Below are 16,199 nucleotides of genomic sequence, written 5' to 3' on the forward strand. Positions count from 1 at the left end.
TATGGACGATTTTGAACGCATTTACCGCGACTGGCACGAATATGCCAAAAACCGCGACACCGACGCGCTGATTGCGCTGTATGCCGACGACGCCGTATTTGAAAGCCCGCTGGTGCCCGCAATTATGAATACCGACAGCGGCATCCTGTGCGGCAAGGCCGAAATCCTGCGTTTTTTACAGGAAGGTACGCGCCGCCGTCCCAACGATTTGGTGCGCTGGTATCGGGACGGCCGCTATTTCGTTGCGGGCGATACGCTGGTGTGGGAATACCCGCGCCAGACGCCCGACGGCGATCAGGTGGATATTTTGGAAGTGATGCGACTGGAAGGCGGCAAAATCAAGCACCACCGCATTTATTGGGGCTGGTTCGGCACGCAGATGCTGACAGCTTCGGCACTCGCCAAAGCGGTTAAGGCTTGACGCCGGAAGCCGCACCGACGTTGGCAGAGGCCGTCTGAAAACGACCAAAATGTTTTGCAGCAACGGCCGACGACAGTCTTGCTTTTCAGACGGCCTCAAATACAGAAAGCACTCCATGCCCGAAGTTATCCACTACCCCGAACGCCGTCGCTTTCAAATCGATATTGACGGTTTGGAAGCAGGCTACATCAGCTATACCGAACACAACGGCGGCTGGGACATAAACCATACCGTGGTCTCGCCCAACTTCCGTCATCGCGGCATTGCCAAACTGCTGGTGAGCGCGCTGATGGAATACGCCGAAACACACCACATCCCGTTGACTGCAAGCTGCGACTACGCGGCGCGGTTTATCGGTTGATTATTTTGACAAACACATCATGACATCGAATAACACACTCAAAGACGTTTATCTCAACCGCGTTTCTGCCTTCTTGCCCAATGCCCCCGTCGGTAATGACGAAATGGAAGCCGTCCTCGGCATGGCAGGCGATGTGCCTTCACGCGTGCGCCGTATGATTTTGCGTTCCAACGGCATTTTGTCGCGCCATTACGCCATCGACCCCGAAAGCCGACGCACGACGCATACCAATGCCGAGTTAGCTGCCGAAGCGGTCAATGGCTTATTTGCCCAAGGCGTTCCTGCCGAAGCCATCGGCAGCCTAGCGTGCGCCACTTCCTATCCCGACCAAACCATGCCCGGACACGGCGTGATGGTGCATGGTTTGCTGGATATGCCGCCTTGCGAAGTGTTCAGCATGGCAGGCGTATGCGCGGCAGGTATGGCGGCGATGAAACACGCCTACAACGCTGTGCGCACCGGCGAACACGCACATGCAGTTTCCGTTGCTTCCGAAAACGCCTCGGCGGTCATGCGCGGCGAAGTGTTCCAAAGCGAAACCGACCATAAAAAACTGGAAAACGCGTCCCCCGAAATCGGGTTTGAAAAAGACTTTTTGCGCTGGATGCTGTCTGACGGCGCAGGCGCGGTGTATCTGTCCGACCGCCCCAATTCAGACGGCCTCAGCCTGAAAATCCATTGGATAGACCTGCTTTCCTACGCCAACGAAATGCCGCCCTGCATGTATGCCGGCGCAGAATTCCGCGACGGCGTATTTGAAGGCTGGAAACACGCCGATGCCGATTACGGCCGCCGCCACAGCCTGATGGCGGTCAAACAAGACGTCAAACTGCTGAACGAAAATATCGTCCGCTATACAGTGGAAAAACCCCTCTCCCAAATCGCCGCCAAACACGGCATCCGCGCCGAAGAAATCGATTGGTTCCTGCCACACTACTCTTCCGGCTTTTTCCGCGACCGCCTTTCAGACGGCCTGAAAAATATCGGCTTCGACATTCCGCAGGAAAAATGGTTTACCAATCTGCACAGCAAGGGCAACACGGGTTCGGCCTCGATTTACATCATCCTTGAAGAATTTTTGCGCACTTTCCCCATCGAACACGGCCAAAAAATCCTGTGTTACGTTCCGGAAAGCGGCCGTTTTTCAACATGTTTCATGCTTTTGGAAGCAGTAAAGGCCGTCTGAATGAAGATTGACGACATCCCTCAAGACAACAGCACCAGCTACCACGGCCACCGTAAAGTCATCTACGGCACCCGCGACGGCCACTACGAAGCGGCCACCAGCAACGGTTGGCAGGACGAAGCCTACGCCACCGAAATGGCAGTGTGCGAACTCGATGCCCAAACGCAGGCCGCGCGCGAAGCCGTCGAAAAAGGCGAATATTCGCCGCTGTACTACCATATGTTCCGCTGCCGTTATGATGAAACCGGCTTGGCCATGGCGGCAGGCGTATGGAAATGGCAGCTGCGTCGGCATTTCCGCCCCGAAGTGTTCGCCAAATTACCGGCCAAAACCCTACAAAAATACGCCGATGCCTGCCAAATCAGCATAGACGGCCTCAAACAAACCGATATTTAAAGCCCCTCATGATTACCCTGCATTCGCTAGACCAATCCCGCGCCCTGCGCATTGTTTGGCTGCTTGAAATCCTCGGTACGCCCTACCACCTGCAAACCTACCGCCGTCATCCCGACACTTTGCTCGCCCCTGACGAACTCAAAGCCATCCATCCCTTGGGCAAATCGCCTTTATTGGACGATGACGGCTTTATCTTGGCGGAAAGCGGCGCGATTACCGACTATCTGATTCAAACCTACGGCAACGGCCGTCTGATGCCCGAACGCGGCAGCCGCGAATACTGGCAATATCAACGCTGGCTGCATTATGCAGAAGGTTCGCTGATGCCGTTATTACTGCTCGGACTGGTGTTCCGCCGGATTGAAAGCGCGCCCATGCCGTTTTTCGTCAAACCGATTGCCCGCAAAATCAGCGGCAGCATCAAAAGCAGCTTTATCCATCCGCAAGCCGCGCTGCATCTTGCCCACATCAACAGCGAATTGGAAAACCGCAAATGGTTGGTCGGCAACAGCCTCAGTGGTGCCGACATCATGATGAGCTATCCGCTGCAAGCCGCAGCCGACCGCTTCGATTTTGCCGACTACCCCAATATCCGCACTTATTTACAACGCATCGAAGCGCATGAAGCCTACCGCCGCGCCGTTGAAAAAGCAGGTTCGCCTTTATTGAAACTCGACAAATAAAACAAGGCCGTCTGAAACGTTTTCAGACGGCCTGAAACCTTGGTTCACTTATCGAATAGCTTTGCAGCAAACGGCATTTTTACCCAAGCGCCGCCCGAGTGCTTTGTTCCTCTTTGCTACTTACACAGCTTATTAAACTTTCTCACTCAAACTTAAAAACCATTTGTATTATGGTGCAATTTCTGCTATAATACCAAGAATTTTTAAGGGTTTTTTGATCAATAGGCAACATTGAGGTTAGTAAAATAAATCTGATTTATACAGAAGAAGGATTAAGCTTCGTTTTATTATTTTCAGTATCCATCATCATGGGGAAATTTATCGAAAATAGCTTATTAGCAACTCCAATATCGAGTAGAAAGGAGGATAACAATATGGATAAACTCTTTATAGCAGCCATATTTAACTACGCACATACAGTCGGATTGGGTATTCTACTGACCAAAAAATCTTTAAAATAAGAAAAAGGTCGTCTGAAAATATAATATTTCAGACGACCTTTTTTCCACTACCACCATAGCGCCCGAACATAACACGGACAAACACCATGCCAACCGACAACCGCCCGACTCTTGCCATCGACACCAGCACATCCTTTCTGTCCATTGCATTGGAACATCAAGGCGAAATCCGCCTGTTTCACGAAAACGTCGGCACCAAGCAATCCGAACAAATCCTGCCGCAAATCGAGCGCCTCTTTAAAGAAGCAGGCATTACTGCCGCCGATTTGGGCTGCATCGTTTATGCACAAGGCCCCGGCGCATTTACCGGCCTGCGTATCGGCGCGGCGGTTGCACAAGGTTTGGCCACGCCGTTTGACACGCCCATGATCGGCATTCCCTGCCTCGATGCCACCGCTTCGCTGCTGCCGCCATCCAGTTGCGTACTGGCGGCCACCGATGCGCGCATGGGCGAAGTGTTCTACGCATGGTTTGATACGCAAAACCACGTCCGCTTGAGCGATTACACGGTTGGCAAAGCCGCCTCTATTGCCACGCCCGAAGGCAAAACGCCTAGCGGCGGCATCGGTAACGCCTTTGCCCTCGCCGACAAACCGCCTTTTGACGGTCAAGCCGATATGCCGACCGCCACCGACTATCTTAAACTTGCCCGCAGCAGCCACTATCTTGCTACTGACGCGGCACACGCCGAGCTGCTCTACGTCCGCAACAAAATTGCCCTGACCGCGCAAGAGCAAGCCCAACAAAAGGCCAAACCGTGAACCTGCGTCCAGCCGTACTTGCCGACTGCCCCACCCTTGCCGCCATCGACGCCCAAGGCAATCCTTCGCCGTGGACGGCGCAGCAGTTTGAATCAGCCGTTCAACACCATCCTGACAGCGTTTGGCTCAGCCAGGCAGACCACCAAATTACCGGCTTTATCGTGTGGCAAACCGTGTTTGACGAATCCGAGCTGCACCTGATTGCCGTCGCGCCCGAATACCGCCGCCAAGGCATTGCGTCCGTCCTGTTGCAACACTGGCAAAACGCAGTGCAACAGCAAGGCGCAACCCGATTGCTGCTCGAAGTCCGCGCAAGCAATGAAACCGCGCAACAGCTCTACCGCAAACACGGCTTCCAAACCTGCGGCCGCCGCAAAAACTACTACGCCCTGCCCGACGGTGGCAGCGAAGACGCCGTATTGATGGAGAAATCATGTTAAGCAGCCGCTACCTGCACCTGCACGAAGCCTTGGGCTTGGGCCCGATGTGGCTGAACCAAAACGCCAAAATCATCCATGCCGCACCTCAAGCCGCAGCCGCACCCGTCCGCCCCAAAGCCATTGCTGCCGATACCGCGCAAGCCGTGCGTACTTTATCGGCTGGTGCACATCAAGCACGCACTGCCGCCATTGCCACTGCGCAAACGGCTAAACCTGCTGTCCGCGTTCCCGAAGCAGCACCCAAAGCCATTGCCGAAACAACGGCAAAAACAGAAAAAGCCGCGCATTCAGACAATCTGCCCCGTCTTGACGTAACCATCAGGTCGTCTGAAATCATGGTGGTCAGCATTTGCCCGTCCACCGAAGACAGCCTGCACGGTACGCTGTTTAGCGGCGACGTCGGCATGCTTCTCGATAATATCCTCGCCGCCATCGGCCTCAAGCCCGAGCAAGCGCATAAAACCGCATGGGTTAAAACCGCGCCTGTGTTTACCGCCCTGCCCGATGCCGAACACATCCGCTCCGAGCTTGCCGAAATGCAAAACGAGCTGACCGCTTCGCAAGCGCGCGCAGTCTTATTTCTCGGCAAAATCTTTGACAGCCCCGACATGATCGGGTTGATGAACGAATTGTGCGCAGAGCGGCCGCATTTCGTCATTCCCCATCCCGCCCGCCTGCTGATGCAGCCGCAACTCAAAGCGCAGGCATGGCAAATCTTAAAGCCATTGAGACAGCTTTTGGCCAAGGCCGTCTGAACATTCTGTTCAACCTGAAATCAAGTTTTCACCAACAAAAAAGGGCGTGTTCGACACGCCCTAATGTTTATCAATATTCTGCCGAATGCCAGAAAGGCTGACCCACCGTCGGCGTACTGGCGCGCGCTTTCTCACGCGCCTCCACAGGTTCCGCCTCATAAGCCAGACGGCCCGACTCGACCGCAAGCGCAAAAGCGCGTGCCATATTGACCGGATCGCCGCTGCGGGAAACGGCGGTATTCAGCAGCACGCCGTCAAAGCCCCATTCCATCACTTGCGCCGCCTGCGAAGGCAAACCCAAACCCGCATCAATAATCAACGGCGTGTCGGGCAGGCGTTCGCGCAGGACTTTCAGCGCATAAGCATGAACCGCGCCCAGACCCGTGCCAATCGGTGCCGCCCACGGCATCAACGCCTGACAGCCTGCGTCAAGCAGTCGGCGGCAGGCAATCAAATCCTCGGTGCAATAAGGCAGCACTTTGAAGCCGTCTTTAATCAGGATTTCCGCCGCTTCGACCAGTTGGAATACATCGGGCTGCAACGTGTCATCATCGCCGATGAGCTCGAGCTTGATCCAATCAGTATCAAACACTTCACGCGCCATTTGCGCAGTGGTCACAGCTTCTTGCACGCTTTGACAGCCTGCGGTATTGGGCAACACAGGCACGCCCATTTCCTCCAACAACGACCAAAAACCCTGCCCGTGCGCTTCGCCGCCGCTGCCGGCACGACGCAATGAAACGGTAATCATCGCCGGTTGCGCGATTTGGACAGACTGCTTGAGGATTTCCGGCGTCGGATAAGCAGCCGTACCAAGCAGCAGCCGTGAAGGGAAAGTTTCTCCATATAGGGTAAACATGATGGATTCCTTTGTATTGTTTTTTAGATTTTAAGCATAAGGCAATCGGGCAACCCTGCCCGATATTCAAACAGGCAAAATTCGGGGGCGAATGCCCAACCTGTTGATTACAAAACGCTTATCCGCCGACTACGGGGCGAACAATGTCCACTTTGTCGTTTTCGTTCAAAACCGTTTCCGCATACGCGCCTTTGGCGACAAATCCGGTATTCACCGCTACGGCAAACGGTTTTTGCGGCGCGGTTTGAGCGATGAGGTCGGCAACGGTTGTGCCGTTTAATGTGATGGTTTCATTGTTCAATATAATCTTCATGATGTTTGCTCCTCTTGTCAGACTTCTTATTTTCAGACGGCCTTATTCATTCCACAAAGCCTGAAACGCTTTAACCACCGCTTCGGGATTTTCCGCTTCGGTCACGGCGCGGACGACGGCGAGTGAGGAAACGCCGGTGGCCAGCACATCTTCGGCATTGTTCAAATCGATGCCGCCAATGGCAACGACGGGCGTGCCGCGTGCCTGTCTGACGTATTCGCGCAGTTTGTCCAAACCTTGCGGGGCGGTGGGCATTTGTTTGGTCGTAGTCGGGAAAATCGCGCCGCTGGCCACATAGCTGGGGTGTACGGACAAAGCGCGGTCGAGTTCGGCGACGGAGTGCGTACTCAAACCCAAGCGCAAACCAGCGGCGGCGATAGCGGCGAGGTCGGCGGTGTCCATATCCTCCTGCCCGAGATGTACGCCGTATGCACCTGCGGCAATCGCTTCACGCCAGTGGTCGTTGATGAAAAGCTGGGTTGCACTGTTTTGGCAGGCTGCGACGCAACGTTCGATTTCGCGTTTCAACTCGTCGCCATGCAAGGTTTTGCAACGCAGTTGCACCGTGTCGGCACCTGCTTTGACCATGCGCTCGACCCAGTCGGCAGTGGGAACGACGGCGTAAAATTTCAGGGGGGATTTGAGTGGCGGGAAGGTCATGACGGCTCCGAAAGGAATAATTCGTTGTTATATTATCAGAAAGGCCGTCTGAATAATATTTGTTTTCAGACGGCCTTTTAAACGGTTTGAAAAGGACGTATCGAACACGTCCTTTTTTCCTATTACAACAGGAATACAGTCGCCAATCCCAAGAAAATCAGGAAGCCGCCGGAGTCGGTTACCGCGGTAATCAGCACTGAGCTGCCCAATGCCGGGTCGCGTCCGGCTTTGTCCATCATGACGGGGATAAGGACGCCGACGGTTGCGGCAAGCAAAAGGTTCAAGGTCATCGCGGCCACCATGACCAAACCGATGCCGATGTTGCCATAGAGCAGCCATGAAATCACGCCCATTACCGTGCCCCAAATAATGCCGTTGACGAGGGCAACGCCGATTTCTTTTTTCAACAGGCGGCCTGCCTGTGTGCTGGTCATTTGCCCCATCGCCATGGCGCGGACGATCATGGTGATGGTTTGGTTGCCGGAGTTGCCGCCGATACCGGCGACGATGGGCATCAGTGCGGCCAGTGCGACGATTTTCTCGATACTGCCTTCAAATGCACCAATCACGCGGCTGGCGATAAAGGCGGTACACAGGTTGATGGCGAGCCACATCCAGCGGTTTTTCACCGAATCCCAGACGGGCGCGAACAAGTCTTCCTCTTCCTGCAAACCCGCCATGTTCAACATATCCGCTTCCGATTCTTCACGGATCACGTCCACCATTTCGTCAATGGTGATCCTGCCGATCAGCTTTTTGTTTTCATCGACAACCGGCGCAGTTACCAAGTCATAACGTTCAAACGCCTGCGCCGCTTCTTCCACGTCGTCTTCCGGACGGAAGCGCACGACTTCGGTGGCCATCACGTCTGCCACCATGTCTTCAGGGTCGGCGACCAAGAGTTTGCGAATGGGCAGCACGCCTTGCAACACATCGTTTTCATCGACCACGAAAATCTTGTCGGTATGGTCGGGCAGGCTGTCGAAACGGCGCAAGTAACGCAACACGACCTCACACGTCACATCGGCGCGGATGCTGACCAATTCAAAGTCCATAATCGCGCCGACTTGGTTGTCTGCGTAAGACATCGCCGCTTTGACCTGCTCGCGCTCTTCTTCATCACGCGTTTGCAGTGCTTCGTACACCACTTGGTGCGGCAAGTCGTCTGCCAGTTCTGCCAATTCGTCTGCGTCCAAATCATCGACGGCGGCCAACAGCTCGTCTTTGTCCATGGACTCGATCAGCATTTCGCGCACGGAGTCGGATACTTCCAGCAAGACTTCGCCGTCGTCTTCAGGAGCAACCAAAAGCCAAACGATGTTACGCTCGCGCGGTGGCAGGGATTCCAAGACGGCGGCCACGTCGGCAGGGTGTAACTCGGCCAAGAGGACGGTCAGCTCGGTAAACTTGTCGCGCAGGCTTTCGTCTTCAATCGGCACACCGGCTTCGATTTGTTCAAAGGACGGCTCGAGGATTTCGCATAAGGCGTGGATGCGGTCGATATCGTCAGAGATGCGATCGTCAGAAATGCGGTCTTCTACCACATCATTGTCGGGGGTATTGTCGAGATTCGGAGGGGTTTGTTCGATGCTCATAAATGCTCCGCCCGCCGGACGCGGGAAGGCATTTCGGCGGGATGATTATTGTTGTTGTGTATCAGATGGGAAGTTCAAAGGCGAACTGGGAAGGTCCATAATTCAAGCCTACTGAGAGGCACAGAGTTGTAAACGGTGCATATTCTACTCTTTTTTAGGCCGTTTTACCATTTTTAACGGGAAAGGCCGTCTGAAATTTAAATTTCAGACGGCCTTTTCATTTGCTCAAACCTTATTCTTTAGGCAGGCGCAGGACGGAGACGATGAATCCGCCCCAAATGACGATCAATGCGACAAGCATCATAATAATGGCTGAAGTACTCATTATTCGTCTCCTTCACGTTCGTGTTCATGTTCGTCTTTGACGTTGAAGTTCTGACCATGTTTCCACGGCAAGAACGATAGCAGGACAGACAATACCAAGAGAGCGCCGACCATGCCCCAACCGAAGATATTGAGGAAGCTGTCAGGATAGCCGCTGTAATTCTCTTTTAAGAGGCCGGCGGTATCTTGATAAAGCATATAGCCGAGCATAGCGACGGTAACCACCACGCTGGCAGTCCAAACTTTACCGACACGGATAGAAGACAGCGCGTTCAAGTGATTGCGCAGTTCCGGCAGCTTGTGCAACAGGACAATCGCCAGAACGTAAACAAAACCAGAAGCCACAATGCCGTAGGTATTGATGAATTTATCCAATACGTCCAACACAGGCAGGCCGGTGGTCGTACCGAACAGCAAGGTAGAAATAATCGCCATTGGCACGCCTGCAATCAACGTTGCGCTGACACGGCCGATGTTCATTTTGTCTTGAATTGCAGCCACAATCACTTCAACGATGGAAATCATGGAAGTTACACCGGCAAACACCAGCGAGCCAAAGAACAACACGCCGATCAACGCGCCCATAGGGGCTTGGTTGATGATGGTCGGGAACGCGATAAACGCCAAGCCGATACCGCTGGATGCCACTTCGCTGACTTCCTTGCCTGCCGCGTGCGCCATAAAGCCCAATGCTGCGAATACGCCGATACCGGCGAGCAACTCAAAGCTGCTGTTGGCAAAGCCGACAACCAAGCCTGTGCCGCCCAAATCGGTTTTTTTCTTCAGGTAAGAAGAATAAGTAATCATAATGCCGAAGCAGATGGAGAGCGAGAAGAAAATCTGGCCATATGCGGCTACCCAGACTTTCGGATCTGCCAAACGGCTCCAGTCAGGCGTAAACAAAGCGTCCAAACCTTTTGCCGCACCCGGCAGAGTCAGGGCAATGCCCACCATGATGACAAACATCACCACCAACAAAGGCATGAAGAATGTGGATGCACCGGCCACGCCTTTTTGTACGCCCAAAGCCATAATCGCCAGCGTAAACACCCAGACGGCAATCAGCGGGCCGGCAACTTTGCCGACAAAATCCAAACCCAAGTCTTTGGCATCGGCCATTTGCAGGAAGTCTTTGAAGAAGAAGGTCTGCGGATCCGCACCCCATGCCGAAGTCAAAGAATAATAGGCATAGCTTGCCGCCCAGCCGACAATCACGGCGTAGTAGATACAGATGATGACGTTGGTCAGGAAGTTCCACCAACCCATCGGCTCAAACAAACGGCCGAGGCGACGGAAAGCCAAAGGAGGCGAACCGCGGTAACGGTGGCCGATGGCATAGTCGAGCAGCAACAGTGGAATACCTGCCGTCAACAGCGCAACCAAGTAAGGGAGGATGAAAGCACCGCCGCCGTTGTCGAAAGCGATGTAAGGGAATCGCCAAATGTTGCCTAAGCCCACGGCCGAGCCGATGGCAGCAAACATAAAGGCGCGGCGACTGCTAAACGTCGCGCGTTCGCTGGATTGAGAATTTGACACGATGAACCTCTTAAAAGTCGAGTGTCGCCAAGGCCGTTCAGCCTTGCGCGTATATATTTAGGAATCAGGCCGGACAAGCCGGTCGGTTAAAGTAGATATTCGGACAAGGATAATATCCGGTATAGAGGATGCACCGCTTATGGCCATGCAAACATAATCTGACCTTATCGTAAAAAAATTTAACACTGTTGGCAAGTCAGTATTGAATTTAAATCACAAGCAAAATCTTCATACACTACGACTAAAACCTTCATACACTTAATTTATATAACCCCAAACACCGCACAACCCCTCCGTTTTCCCCCTCCCTTGCTCCGACCATTTCCCCTTTGCTAAAAACCGCCCCCTTATCCGGCAAGGAAGAGCAGGAATCCAAGACGTTTAAATTCCATGTCATCAAAAATGTTCAGACGGCCTTTTACTTTTGCTCCATCAAACCCGGGCCGTCTGAAAATTACACTGTTGTATGTTGTAATCAAAAGCCACACTCAAATTCTGTTTAATATAAACAAAAACAATCCGCCTCTTCCCGTTTTCTTCATTACCATGATTTAAAACGAGCATAAAACACTAAAAACAGAATTAATAAAAAATAAAATTTCAAAAAATATACAATAACAATAAATTTAAACCTGTATTTCTACTCTAATCATCTACAATCAAAAATAATCAAACCTAAAAATTTCAATAAAACATTAATTACACAGCACTACATTTTTGCTATAATTGCCACCATTCACTCCACAACCCAAACCCAAAAGAAGAGGAAAAGCCATGGGTATCAAAGTTGCCATCAACGGCTACGGCCGTATCGGCCGCCAAGTAGTGCGCGCTATTTTTGACTACAAACTGCAAGACCAACTCGACATCGTTGCCATCAATGCCAGCGGCAGCATCGAAACCAATGCTCACTTGACCAAATTTGACACTGTTCACGGCCGCTTCAACTCTGAAGTTTCCCACGATGAGAAACACCTCATCATCGACGGTAAAAAAATCCCTTACTTCTCTACCCGCAACCCGGCCGAATTGCCATGGGGCGAATTGGGCGTTGACCTGGTAATGGAATGTACCGGTGCGTTCACCAGCAAAGAGAAAGCCAAAATCCACTTGGAAAGCGGCGCGAAAAAAGTGCTGATTTCCGCTCCCGGCGGCGATGACGTTGACGCAACCATCGTTTACGGCGTAAACGACGACGTGATTACCGACGACATGACCGTTATCTCCAACGCGTCTTGTACCACCAACTGCCTGGCACCTGTTGCCAAAGTGTTGAACGAAAACATCGGTATCGTAAACGGCGTGATGACCACCATCCACGCGCTGACCAACGACCAAACCGTAACCGACGTACGCCACAAAGACCTGCGCCGTGCGCGTAGTGGCGTGGAAAACATGATTCCGACCAAAACCGGTGCTGCAAAAGCCGTCGGTTTGGTATTGCCGGACCTGAAAGGCAAACTCGACGGCCTCGCCATCCGCGTACCGACCGTCAACGTTTCCCTGGTTGACCTGAGCTTCCAAGCAGGCCGCGACACTTCTGCCGAAGAAATCAACGCGCTGATGAAAGCCGCGTCCGAAGAAGGCCGTCTGAAAGGCGTATTGGCCTACAATACCCTGCCGCTGGTTTCTATGGATTTCAACCACACTACCCAAGCCAGCACATTTGACTCTACGCTGACCAAAGTCACCGCAGGAAAAATGGTTAAAGTGTTCGCATGGTACGACAACGAGTGGGGCTTCAGCTGCCAAATGCTGAACACCGCGCGCCGTATGTTCGGTTTGGAAGTACGTCCGTTCTAATCGGCTTCCAACACAAAGGCCGTCTGAAACATCTTTTCAGACGGCCTTTTGTATTTCCTTTAAAATATCGCATTCCCATTTATTTTCAGACGTCCTTTTCATGTTTCCCAACGAATCCGCCCCCAACCTCCTGCAAGGCTTAAACCCCGAACAACTCTCCGCCGTAACCTGGCCGCCGCAATCCGCCCTCGTTTTGGCAGGCGCGGGCAGCGGCAAAACGCGCGTGCTGACCACGCGTATCGCCTGGCTTTTGCAAAGCGGACAAGCCAGCGTACACAGCATTATGGCGGTAACGTTTACCAACAAAGCCGCCAAAGAAATGCAGACCCGTTTGGGCGCGATGATTCCCGTCAACGTCCGCGCCATGTGGCTCGGCACGTTCCACGGCCTGTGCCACCGCTTTTTGCGCCTGCACCACCGCGACGCAGGCCTGCCCTCTTCCTTTCAAATCCTCGACAGTGGCGACCAGCTTTCCCTGATCAAACGCCTGCTCAAAAGCCTCAACATCGCCGAAGAAATCATCGCGCCGCGTTCGCTGCAAGGCTTTATCAACGCACAAAAAGAATCCGGCTTGCGCGCTTCCGTCTTGAGCGCGCCCGATCCGCACACACGCCGCATGATTGAGTGCTACGCCGAATACGACAAAATCTGCCAACGCGAAGGCGTGGTCGATTTCGCCGAACTCATGCTCCGCAGCTACGAAATGCTGCAAAGCAACGAAATCCTGCGCCAGCACTACCAAAACCGCTTCAACCACATTCTGGTTGACGAGTTCCAAGACACCAACAAGCTGCAATACGCATGGCTGAAACTGATTGCCGGCAACCACGCCGCCGTCTTTGCCGTCGGCGACGACGACCAAAGCATCTACCGCTTCCGCGGCGCAAACGTCGGCAACATGACCGCGCTAATGGAAGAATTCCACATCGACGCGCCCGTCAAACTCGAACAAAACTACCGCTCCGTCGGCAACATTCTCGCCGCCGCCAACGCCGTCATCGAAAACAACGACGAACGCCTCGGCAAAAACCTGCGCACCGACGCCGAAGCAGGCGACAAAATCCGCTACTACTCCGCCTTTACCGACCTCGAAGAAGCCCAATTCATCGTGGACGAAACCAAAGCCCTTGAACGCGAAGGCTGGGATTTGGACGAAATCGCCGTCCTCTACCGCAGCAACGCCCAATCCCGCGTCATCGAACAAAGCCTGTTCCGCAGCGGCATCCCCTACAAAATCTACGGCGGACTGCGCTTTTACGAACGCCAAGAAATCAAACACGCGCTCGCCTACCTGCGCCTTGCCGTCAACCCCGACGACGACAACGCCCTCTTGCGCGTCATCAACTTCCCGCCGCGCGGCATCGGCGCACGCACCGTCGAAAACCTTCAGACGGCCTCAAACGAACAAGGCATCACCCTTTGGCAGGCAGCCTGCAACGCCGGCGCAAAAACCGCCAAAGTCGCCGCCTTCGTCCGCCTCATCGAAGCCCTGCGCAACCAAGTCGGACAACTGCCCCTGCACGAAATCATCGTCGGCATCCTCAAAGACAGCGGACTGACCGAACACTACAAAACCCAAAAAGGCGGCAACCAAGACCGCCTCGACAACCTCGACGAACTCGTCAACGCCGCCATTGAGTTCAAACCCGAAGACAGCAACTTCGAAATCCTGCCCGACAACATTTCAGACGACCCCGCCTTCCCCATCCTCGCCTTCCTAAGCAACGCCGCCCTCGAATCCGGCGAAAACCAAGCAGGCGCAGGCGAAAAAGCCGTCCAACTCATGACCGTCCACGCCGCCAAAGGCTTGGAATTCAACGCCGTCTTCCTCACCGGCATGGAAGAAGGCCGCTTCCCCAGCGAAATGAGCCTTGCCGAACGCGGCGGCCTCGAAGAAGAACGCCGCCTCATGTACGTCGCCATCACCCGCGCCCGCAAACGCCTCTACATCACCATGGCGCAACAACGCATGCTGCGCGGACAAACCCAATTCGGCATTGTCTCCCGCTTCGTCGAAGAAATCCCGCCCGAAGTATTGCACTACCTGTCCGTCAAAAAACCGGCCTACGACAGCTACGGCAACACGCGCCAAACCGCCACATTCAAAGACAAAATCATTGAAGACTTCAAACAGCCGCAAACCTACGCAGGCTTCCGCATCGGCCAAAACGTCCGCCACGCCAAATTCGGCACCGGCGTCATCATCGATGCCGTGGACAAAGGCGAATCCGCCCGACTGACCATCAACTTCGGCAAACAGGGCGTAAAAGAGCTGGATACCAAGTTTGCGAAATTGGAAGAGATGTAGAAATTAGAAGGCTTGGAATGATAAAGGCCGTCTGAAAATTTTTCAAACGGCCTTTTATTAACATCTACCTATCAAGCCGAAAAAGCCTTATATGCCATTGAAACGATAATCAGCAAAACCGTTACGACCAAAACCTTACGAATAACTTCCCCGTTTGAATTTATAGCATGGAGGCTGCCAAAATGATTGCCCAACAAATTTGCCAAGATCATCGGGATTCCGATTAGGAACGCCATTTTCCCTGCTATCAAGAAGGCAACAAATGCCCCGATATTAGAAGCAAAATTGAAAATTTTGGAAGTAGCCGAAGCCTGCAACAACGACAATTTGTTAATGACAAACAAAGCAATGATGAAAATACTGCCCGTGCCCGGTCCGAAAAAACCATCATAAAAACCAACAATCAGACAAGTTAAAAATACGGCGATAACGGATTTTTTTATCTCGCCACGCTCGTCTTCTTTTTTCAGCAAAACGCCTTTGAACAAAGTTGCCAGCAAGCCTATGGGCAAAAACGCAAGAATAATGTAATTGATGGTTTCCACCGGAAGAATCAAAATGACTTTTGCACCGACAAATGCCCCAATTAAAGCCGCAACAATACCAACCGGCACAATATGCCATACGATCGAACTGCTCTTCATAAAGTTTTTAATCGCAGCCACCGTACCGATGGTACTCACCAATTTTTCCTGTGCCAACGCGACCTGAGGCGGTAAACCTACCATCAAAAATGCGGGAATCAAAATCAGCCCTGCTCCGCCCGCAATAGCATCGACATAGCCCGCAATCAAAGACGCGACAACCAGCAGGAAAAGGCCGAGATAAAAATAATCGGCAATAATACTGCCGGGAATAAATAATTGTTCCATGGATTGTTTCCTCTTGATTAAATTCTTTGTTATTAAAAGTTATTAACTGCTCAATACATCGCTCTTCTTCGTCAAAACATATTGATAAACTTCTTCTACCGTAGCTTCGTCATAGCTTTTGCCAAAGCGTTTTTTGTAGCCCAGTTCGTATAGTTTCACATGATGTCCTTCCGGGATTTCAACGCCCACATTTTCCAAACACGATTTAGCGCAATGCAGATGACAGCCGTCAATAACCAACATCGGCCGTCCGGACTGCGCTTTGCGTACCAACGGCGCGACTTTGCCGCCTACGCCGGAAATGCACGACATTTCAAATTCTCCGGCATGGTCGAGCGCCACGGCTGTGTTGTTGGCCAGCTGCGCCACATCTGAACATCCGGAACAAGAATAAATTAAGGGAAGCTCATTGCGGTTAGGCATTTTCTATCTCCTCCGGTAGCGGTTTTTATCTTTATGTGTCCA

Annotated in this window: 18 protein-coding genes; 10 read left to right on the plus strand and 8 right to left on the minus strand. The window is 52.8% G+C overall.

The genetic code is table 11. The features are described from left to right. Position 1 precedes the first annotated feature (1 nt). The 8 genes from FAH66_RS07685 (at position 2) to FAH66_RS07720 (ending at position 5,464) form a co-directional block, all read left to right on the plus strand. Positions 2–421, plus strand: a complete 420-nt coding sequence (locus FAH66_RS07685; protein ID WP_049351226.1) for a nuclear transport factor 2 family protein — start codon at positions 2–4, stop codon at positions 419–421. 115 nt (positions 422–536) lie between these two features. Next, positions 537–782, plus strand: a complete 246-nt coding sequence (locus FAH66_RS07690; protein ID WP_137041221.1) for a GNAT family N-acetyltransferase — start codon at positions 537–539, stop codon at positions 780–782. Between the two features lie 19 nt (positions 783–801). Beyond that, positions 802–1,968 carry a beta-ketoacyl-ACP synthase III gene (locus FAH66_RS07695; RefSeq protein ID WP_070749770.1) on the plus strand — a complete coding sequence of 389 codons (1,167 nt, stop codon included), beginning with the start codon at positions 802–804 and terminating at the stop codon, positions 1,966–1,968. Next, a complete protein-coding gene (locus FAH66_RS07700) occupies positions 1,969–2,364 on the plus strand; it encodes a DarG family dialkylresorcinol biosynthesis protein (protein WP_137041222.1) in 396 nt (131 codons plus the stop codon). It begins immediately after the preceding gene. 8 nt (positions 2,365–2,372) lie between these two features. Further along, entirely contained in the window at positions 2,373–3,047 is a 675-nt protein-coding gene (locus FAH66_RS07705; RefSeq protein ID WP_137041223.1) for a glutathione S-transferase family protein, read from the plus strand. 547 nt (positions 3,048–3,594) lie between these two features. After that, the gene (gene tsaB, locus FAH66_RS07710) at positions 3,595–4,269 is read left to right on the plus strand and encodes a tRNA (adenosine(37)-N6)-threonylcarbamoyltransferase complex dimerization subunit type 1 TsaB (RefSeq protein ID WP_137041224.1); all 675 of its coding nucleotides are present in this window, start codon (positions 3,595–3,597) and stop codon (positions 4,267–4,269) included. Beyond that, entirely contained in the window at positions 4,266–4,709 is a 444-nt protein-coding gene (gene rimI, locus FAH66_RS07715) for a ribosomal protein S18-alanine N-acetyltransferase (protein ID WP_137041225.1), read from the plus strand. Before tsaB ends, rimI begins: the two co-directional genes overlap by 4 nt. After that, positions 4,703–5,464 (plus strand): uracil-DNA glycosylase family protein, encoded by a 762-nt coding sequence (locus tag FAH66_RS07720; protein ID WP_137041226.1) that lies wholly within the window; start codon positions 4,703–4,705, stop codon positions 5,462–5,464. The genes rimI and FAH66_RS07720 overlap by 7 nt, the downstream gene beginning before the upstream one ends. Positions 5,465–5,534: 70 nt before the next feature. On the opposite strand, the gene FAH66_RS07725 is transcribed toward FAH66_RS07720, so the two are convergent. From FAH66_RS07725 to FAH66_RS07750, 6 genes are all read right to left on the minus strand, one after another. Further along, entirely contained in the window at positions 5,535–6,323 is a 789-nt protein-coding gene (locus tag FAH66_RS07725; protein ID WP_049332237.1) for a thiazole synthase, read from the minus strand. A gap of 118 nt (positions 6,324–6,441) precedes the next feature. Next, positions 6,442–6,636 carry a sulfur carrier protein ThiS gene (gene thiS / locus FAH66_RS07730; RefSeq protein WP_137041227.1) on the minus strand — a complete coding sequence of 65 codons (195 nt, stop codon included), beginning with the start codon at positions 6,634–6,636 and terminating at the stop codon, positions 6,442–6,444. A 42-nt stretch (positions 6,637–6,678) separates the two neighbouring features. Then, on the minus strand, positions 6,679–7,296 hold the full coding sequence (gene thiE, locus FAH66_RS07735; RefSeq protein WP_137041228.1) for a thiamine phosphate synthase: 618 nt from the start codon (positions 7,294–7,296) through the stop codon (positions 6,679–6,681). 122 nt (positions 7,297–7,418) lie between these two features. Next, on the minus strand, positions 7,419–8,891 hold the full coding sequence (gene mgtE / locus FAH66_RS07740; protein ID WP_137041229.1) for a magnesium transporter: 1,473 nt from the start codon (positions 8,889–8,891) through the stop codon (positions 7,419–7,421). Between the two features lie 232 nt (positions 8,892–9,123). Further along, positions 9,124–9,216, minus strand: a complete 93-nt coding sequence (locus FAH66_RS07745; RefSeq protein ID WP_036472778.1) for a methionine/alanine import family NSS transporter small subunit — start codon at positions 9,214–9,216, stop codon at positions 9,124–9,126. Then, positions 9,216–10,697, minus strand: a complete 1,482-nt coding sequence (locus FAH66_RS07750) for a sodium-dependent transporter (RefSeq protein WP_070749761.1) — start codon at positions 10,695–10,697, stop codon at positions 9,216–9,218. The genes FAH66_RS07745 and FAH66_RS07750 overlap by 1 nt, the downstream gene beginning before the upstream one ends. Positions 10,698–11,525: 828 nt before the next feature. Between FAH66_RS07750 and gap the strand changes: the two genes are divergently transcribed. Beyond that, complete coding sequence (gap, locus tag FAH66_RS07755; protein ID WP_003682614.1) at positions 11,526–12,554, plus strand: type I glyceraldehyde-3-phosphate dehydrogenase; 1,029 nt, start codon at positions 11,526–11,528, stop codon at positions 12,552–12,554. 100 nt (positions 12,555–12,654) lie between these two features. Then, positions 12,655–14,862, plus strand: a complete 2,208-nt coding sequence (uvrD, locus tag FAH66_RS07760) for a DNA helicase II (protein WP_137041230.1) — start codon at positions 12,655–12,657, stop codon at positions 14,860–14,862. A gap of 71 nt (positions 14,863–14,933) precedes the next feature. On the opposite strand, the gene FAH66_RS07765 is transcribed toward uvrD, so the two are convergent. Together FAH66_RS07765 and FAH66_RS07770 are read right to left on the minus strand one after the other, a co-directional pair. Next, entirely contained in the window at positions 14,934–15,734 is an 801-nt protein-coding gene (locus tag FAH66_RS07765) for a sulfite exporter TauE/SafE family protein (protein WP_070459741.1), read from the minus strand. Between the two features lie 42 nt (positions 15,735–15,776). Then, the gene (locus tag FAH66_RS07770) at positions 15,777–16,157 is read right to left on the minus strand and encodes a putative zinc-binding protein (RefSeq protein WP_107768672.1); all 381 of its coding nucleotides are present in this window, start codon (positions 16,155–16,157) and stop codon (positions 15,777–15,779) included. Positions 16,158–16,199 lie beyond the last annotated feature (42 nt).

It is taken from the genome of Neisseria subflava (genome assembly GCF_005221305.1).
In the GTDB taxonomy this organism is placed as follows: Bacteria; Pseudomonadota; Gammaproteobacteria; order Burkholderiales; family Neisseriaceae; genus Neisseria; species Neisseria subflava.

Bases quoted from the DNA above. Each gene is read 5' to 3' on its own strand.
- FAH66_RS07770 (WP_107768672.1), bottom strand. From the start codon at position 16,157: ATGCCTAACCGCAATGAGCTTCCCTTAATTTATTCTTGTTCCGGATGT.
- FAH66_RS07765 (WP_070459741.1), bottom strand. From the start codon at position 15,734: ATGGAACAATTATTTATTCCCGGCAGTATTATTGCCGATTATTTTTAT.
- tsaB (WP_137041224.1), top strand. From the start codon at position 3,595: ATGCCAACCGACAACCGCCCGACTCTTGCCATCGACACCAGCACATCC.
- FAH66_RS07720 (WP_137041226.1), top strand. From the start codon at position 4,703: ATGTTAAGCAGCCGCTACCTGCACCTGCACGAAGCCTTGGGCTTGGGC.
- thiS (WP_137041227.1), bottom strand. From the start codon at position 6,636: ATGAAGATTATATTGAACAATGAAACCATCACATTAAACGGCACAACC.
- mgtE (WP_137041229.1), bottom strand. From the start codon at position 8,891: ATGAGCATCGAACAAACCCCTCCGAATCTCGACAATACCCCCGACAAT.
- gap (WP_003682614.1), top strand. From the start codon at position 11,526: ATGGGTATCAAAGTTGCCATCAACGGCTACGGCCGTATCGGCCGCCAA.
- FAH66_RS07705 (WP_137041223.1), top strand. From the start codon at position 2,373: ATGATTACCCTGCATTCGCTAGACCAATCCCGCGCCCTGCGCATTGTT.
- FAH66_RS07685 (WP_049351226.1), top strand. From the start codon at position 2: ATGGACGATTTTGAACGCATTTACCGCGACTGGCACGAATATGCCAAA.
- thiE (WP_137041228.1), bottom strand. From the start codon at position 7,296: ATGACCTTCCCGCCACTCAAATCCCCCCTGAAATTTTACGCCGTCGTT.
- FAH66_RS07690 (WP_137041221.1), top strand. From the start codon at position 537: ATGCCCGAAGTTATCCACTACCCCGAACGCCGTCGCTTTCAAATCGAT.
- FAH66_RS07700 (WP_137041222.1), top strand. From the start codon at position 1,969: ATGAAGATTGACGACATCCCTCAAGACAACAGCACCAGCTACCACGGC.
- FAH66_RS07695 (WP_070749770.1), top strand. From the start codon at position 802: ATGACATCGAATAACACACTCAAAGACGTTTATCTCAACCGCGTTTCT.
- FAH66_RS07750 (WP_070749761.1), bottom strand. From the start codon at position 10,697: ATGTTTGCTGCCATCGGCTCGGCCGTGGGCTTAGGCAACATTTGGCGA.
- FAH66_RS07745 (WP_036472778.1), bottom strand. From the start codon at position 9,216: ATGAGTACTTCAGCCATTATTATGATGCTTGTCGCATTGATCGTCATT.
- FAH66_RS07725 (WP_049332237.1), bottom strand. From the start codon at position 6,323: ATGTTTACCCTATATGGAGAAACTTTCCCTTCACGGCTGCTGCTTGGT.
- uvrD (WP_137041230.1), top strand. From the start codon at position 12,655: ATGTTTCCCAACGAATCCGCCCCCAACCTCCTGCAAGGCTTAAACCCC.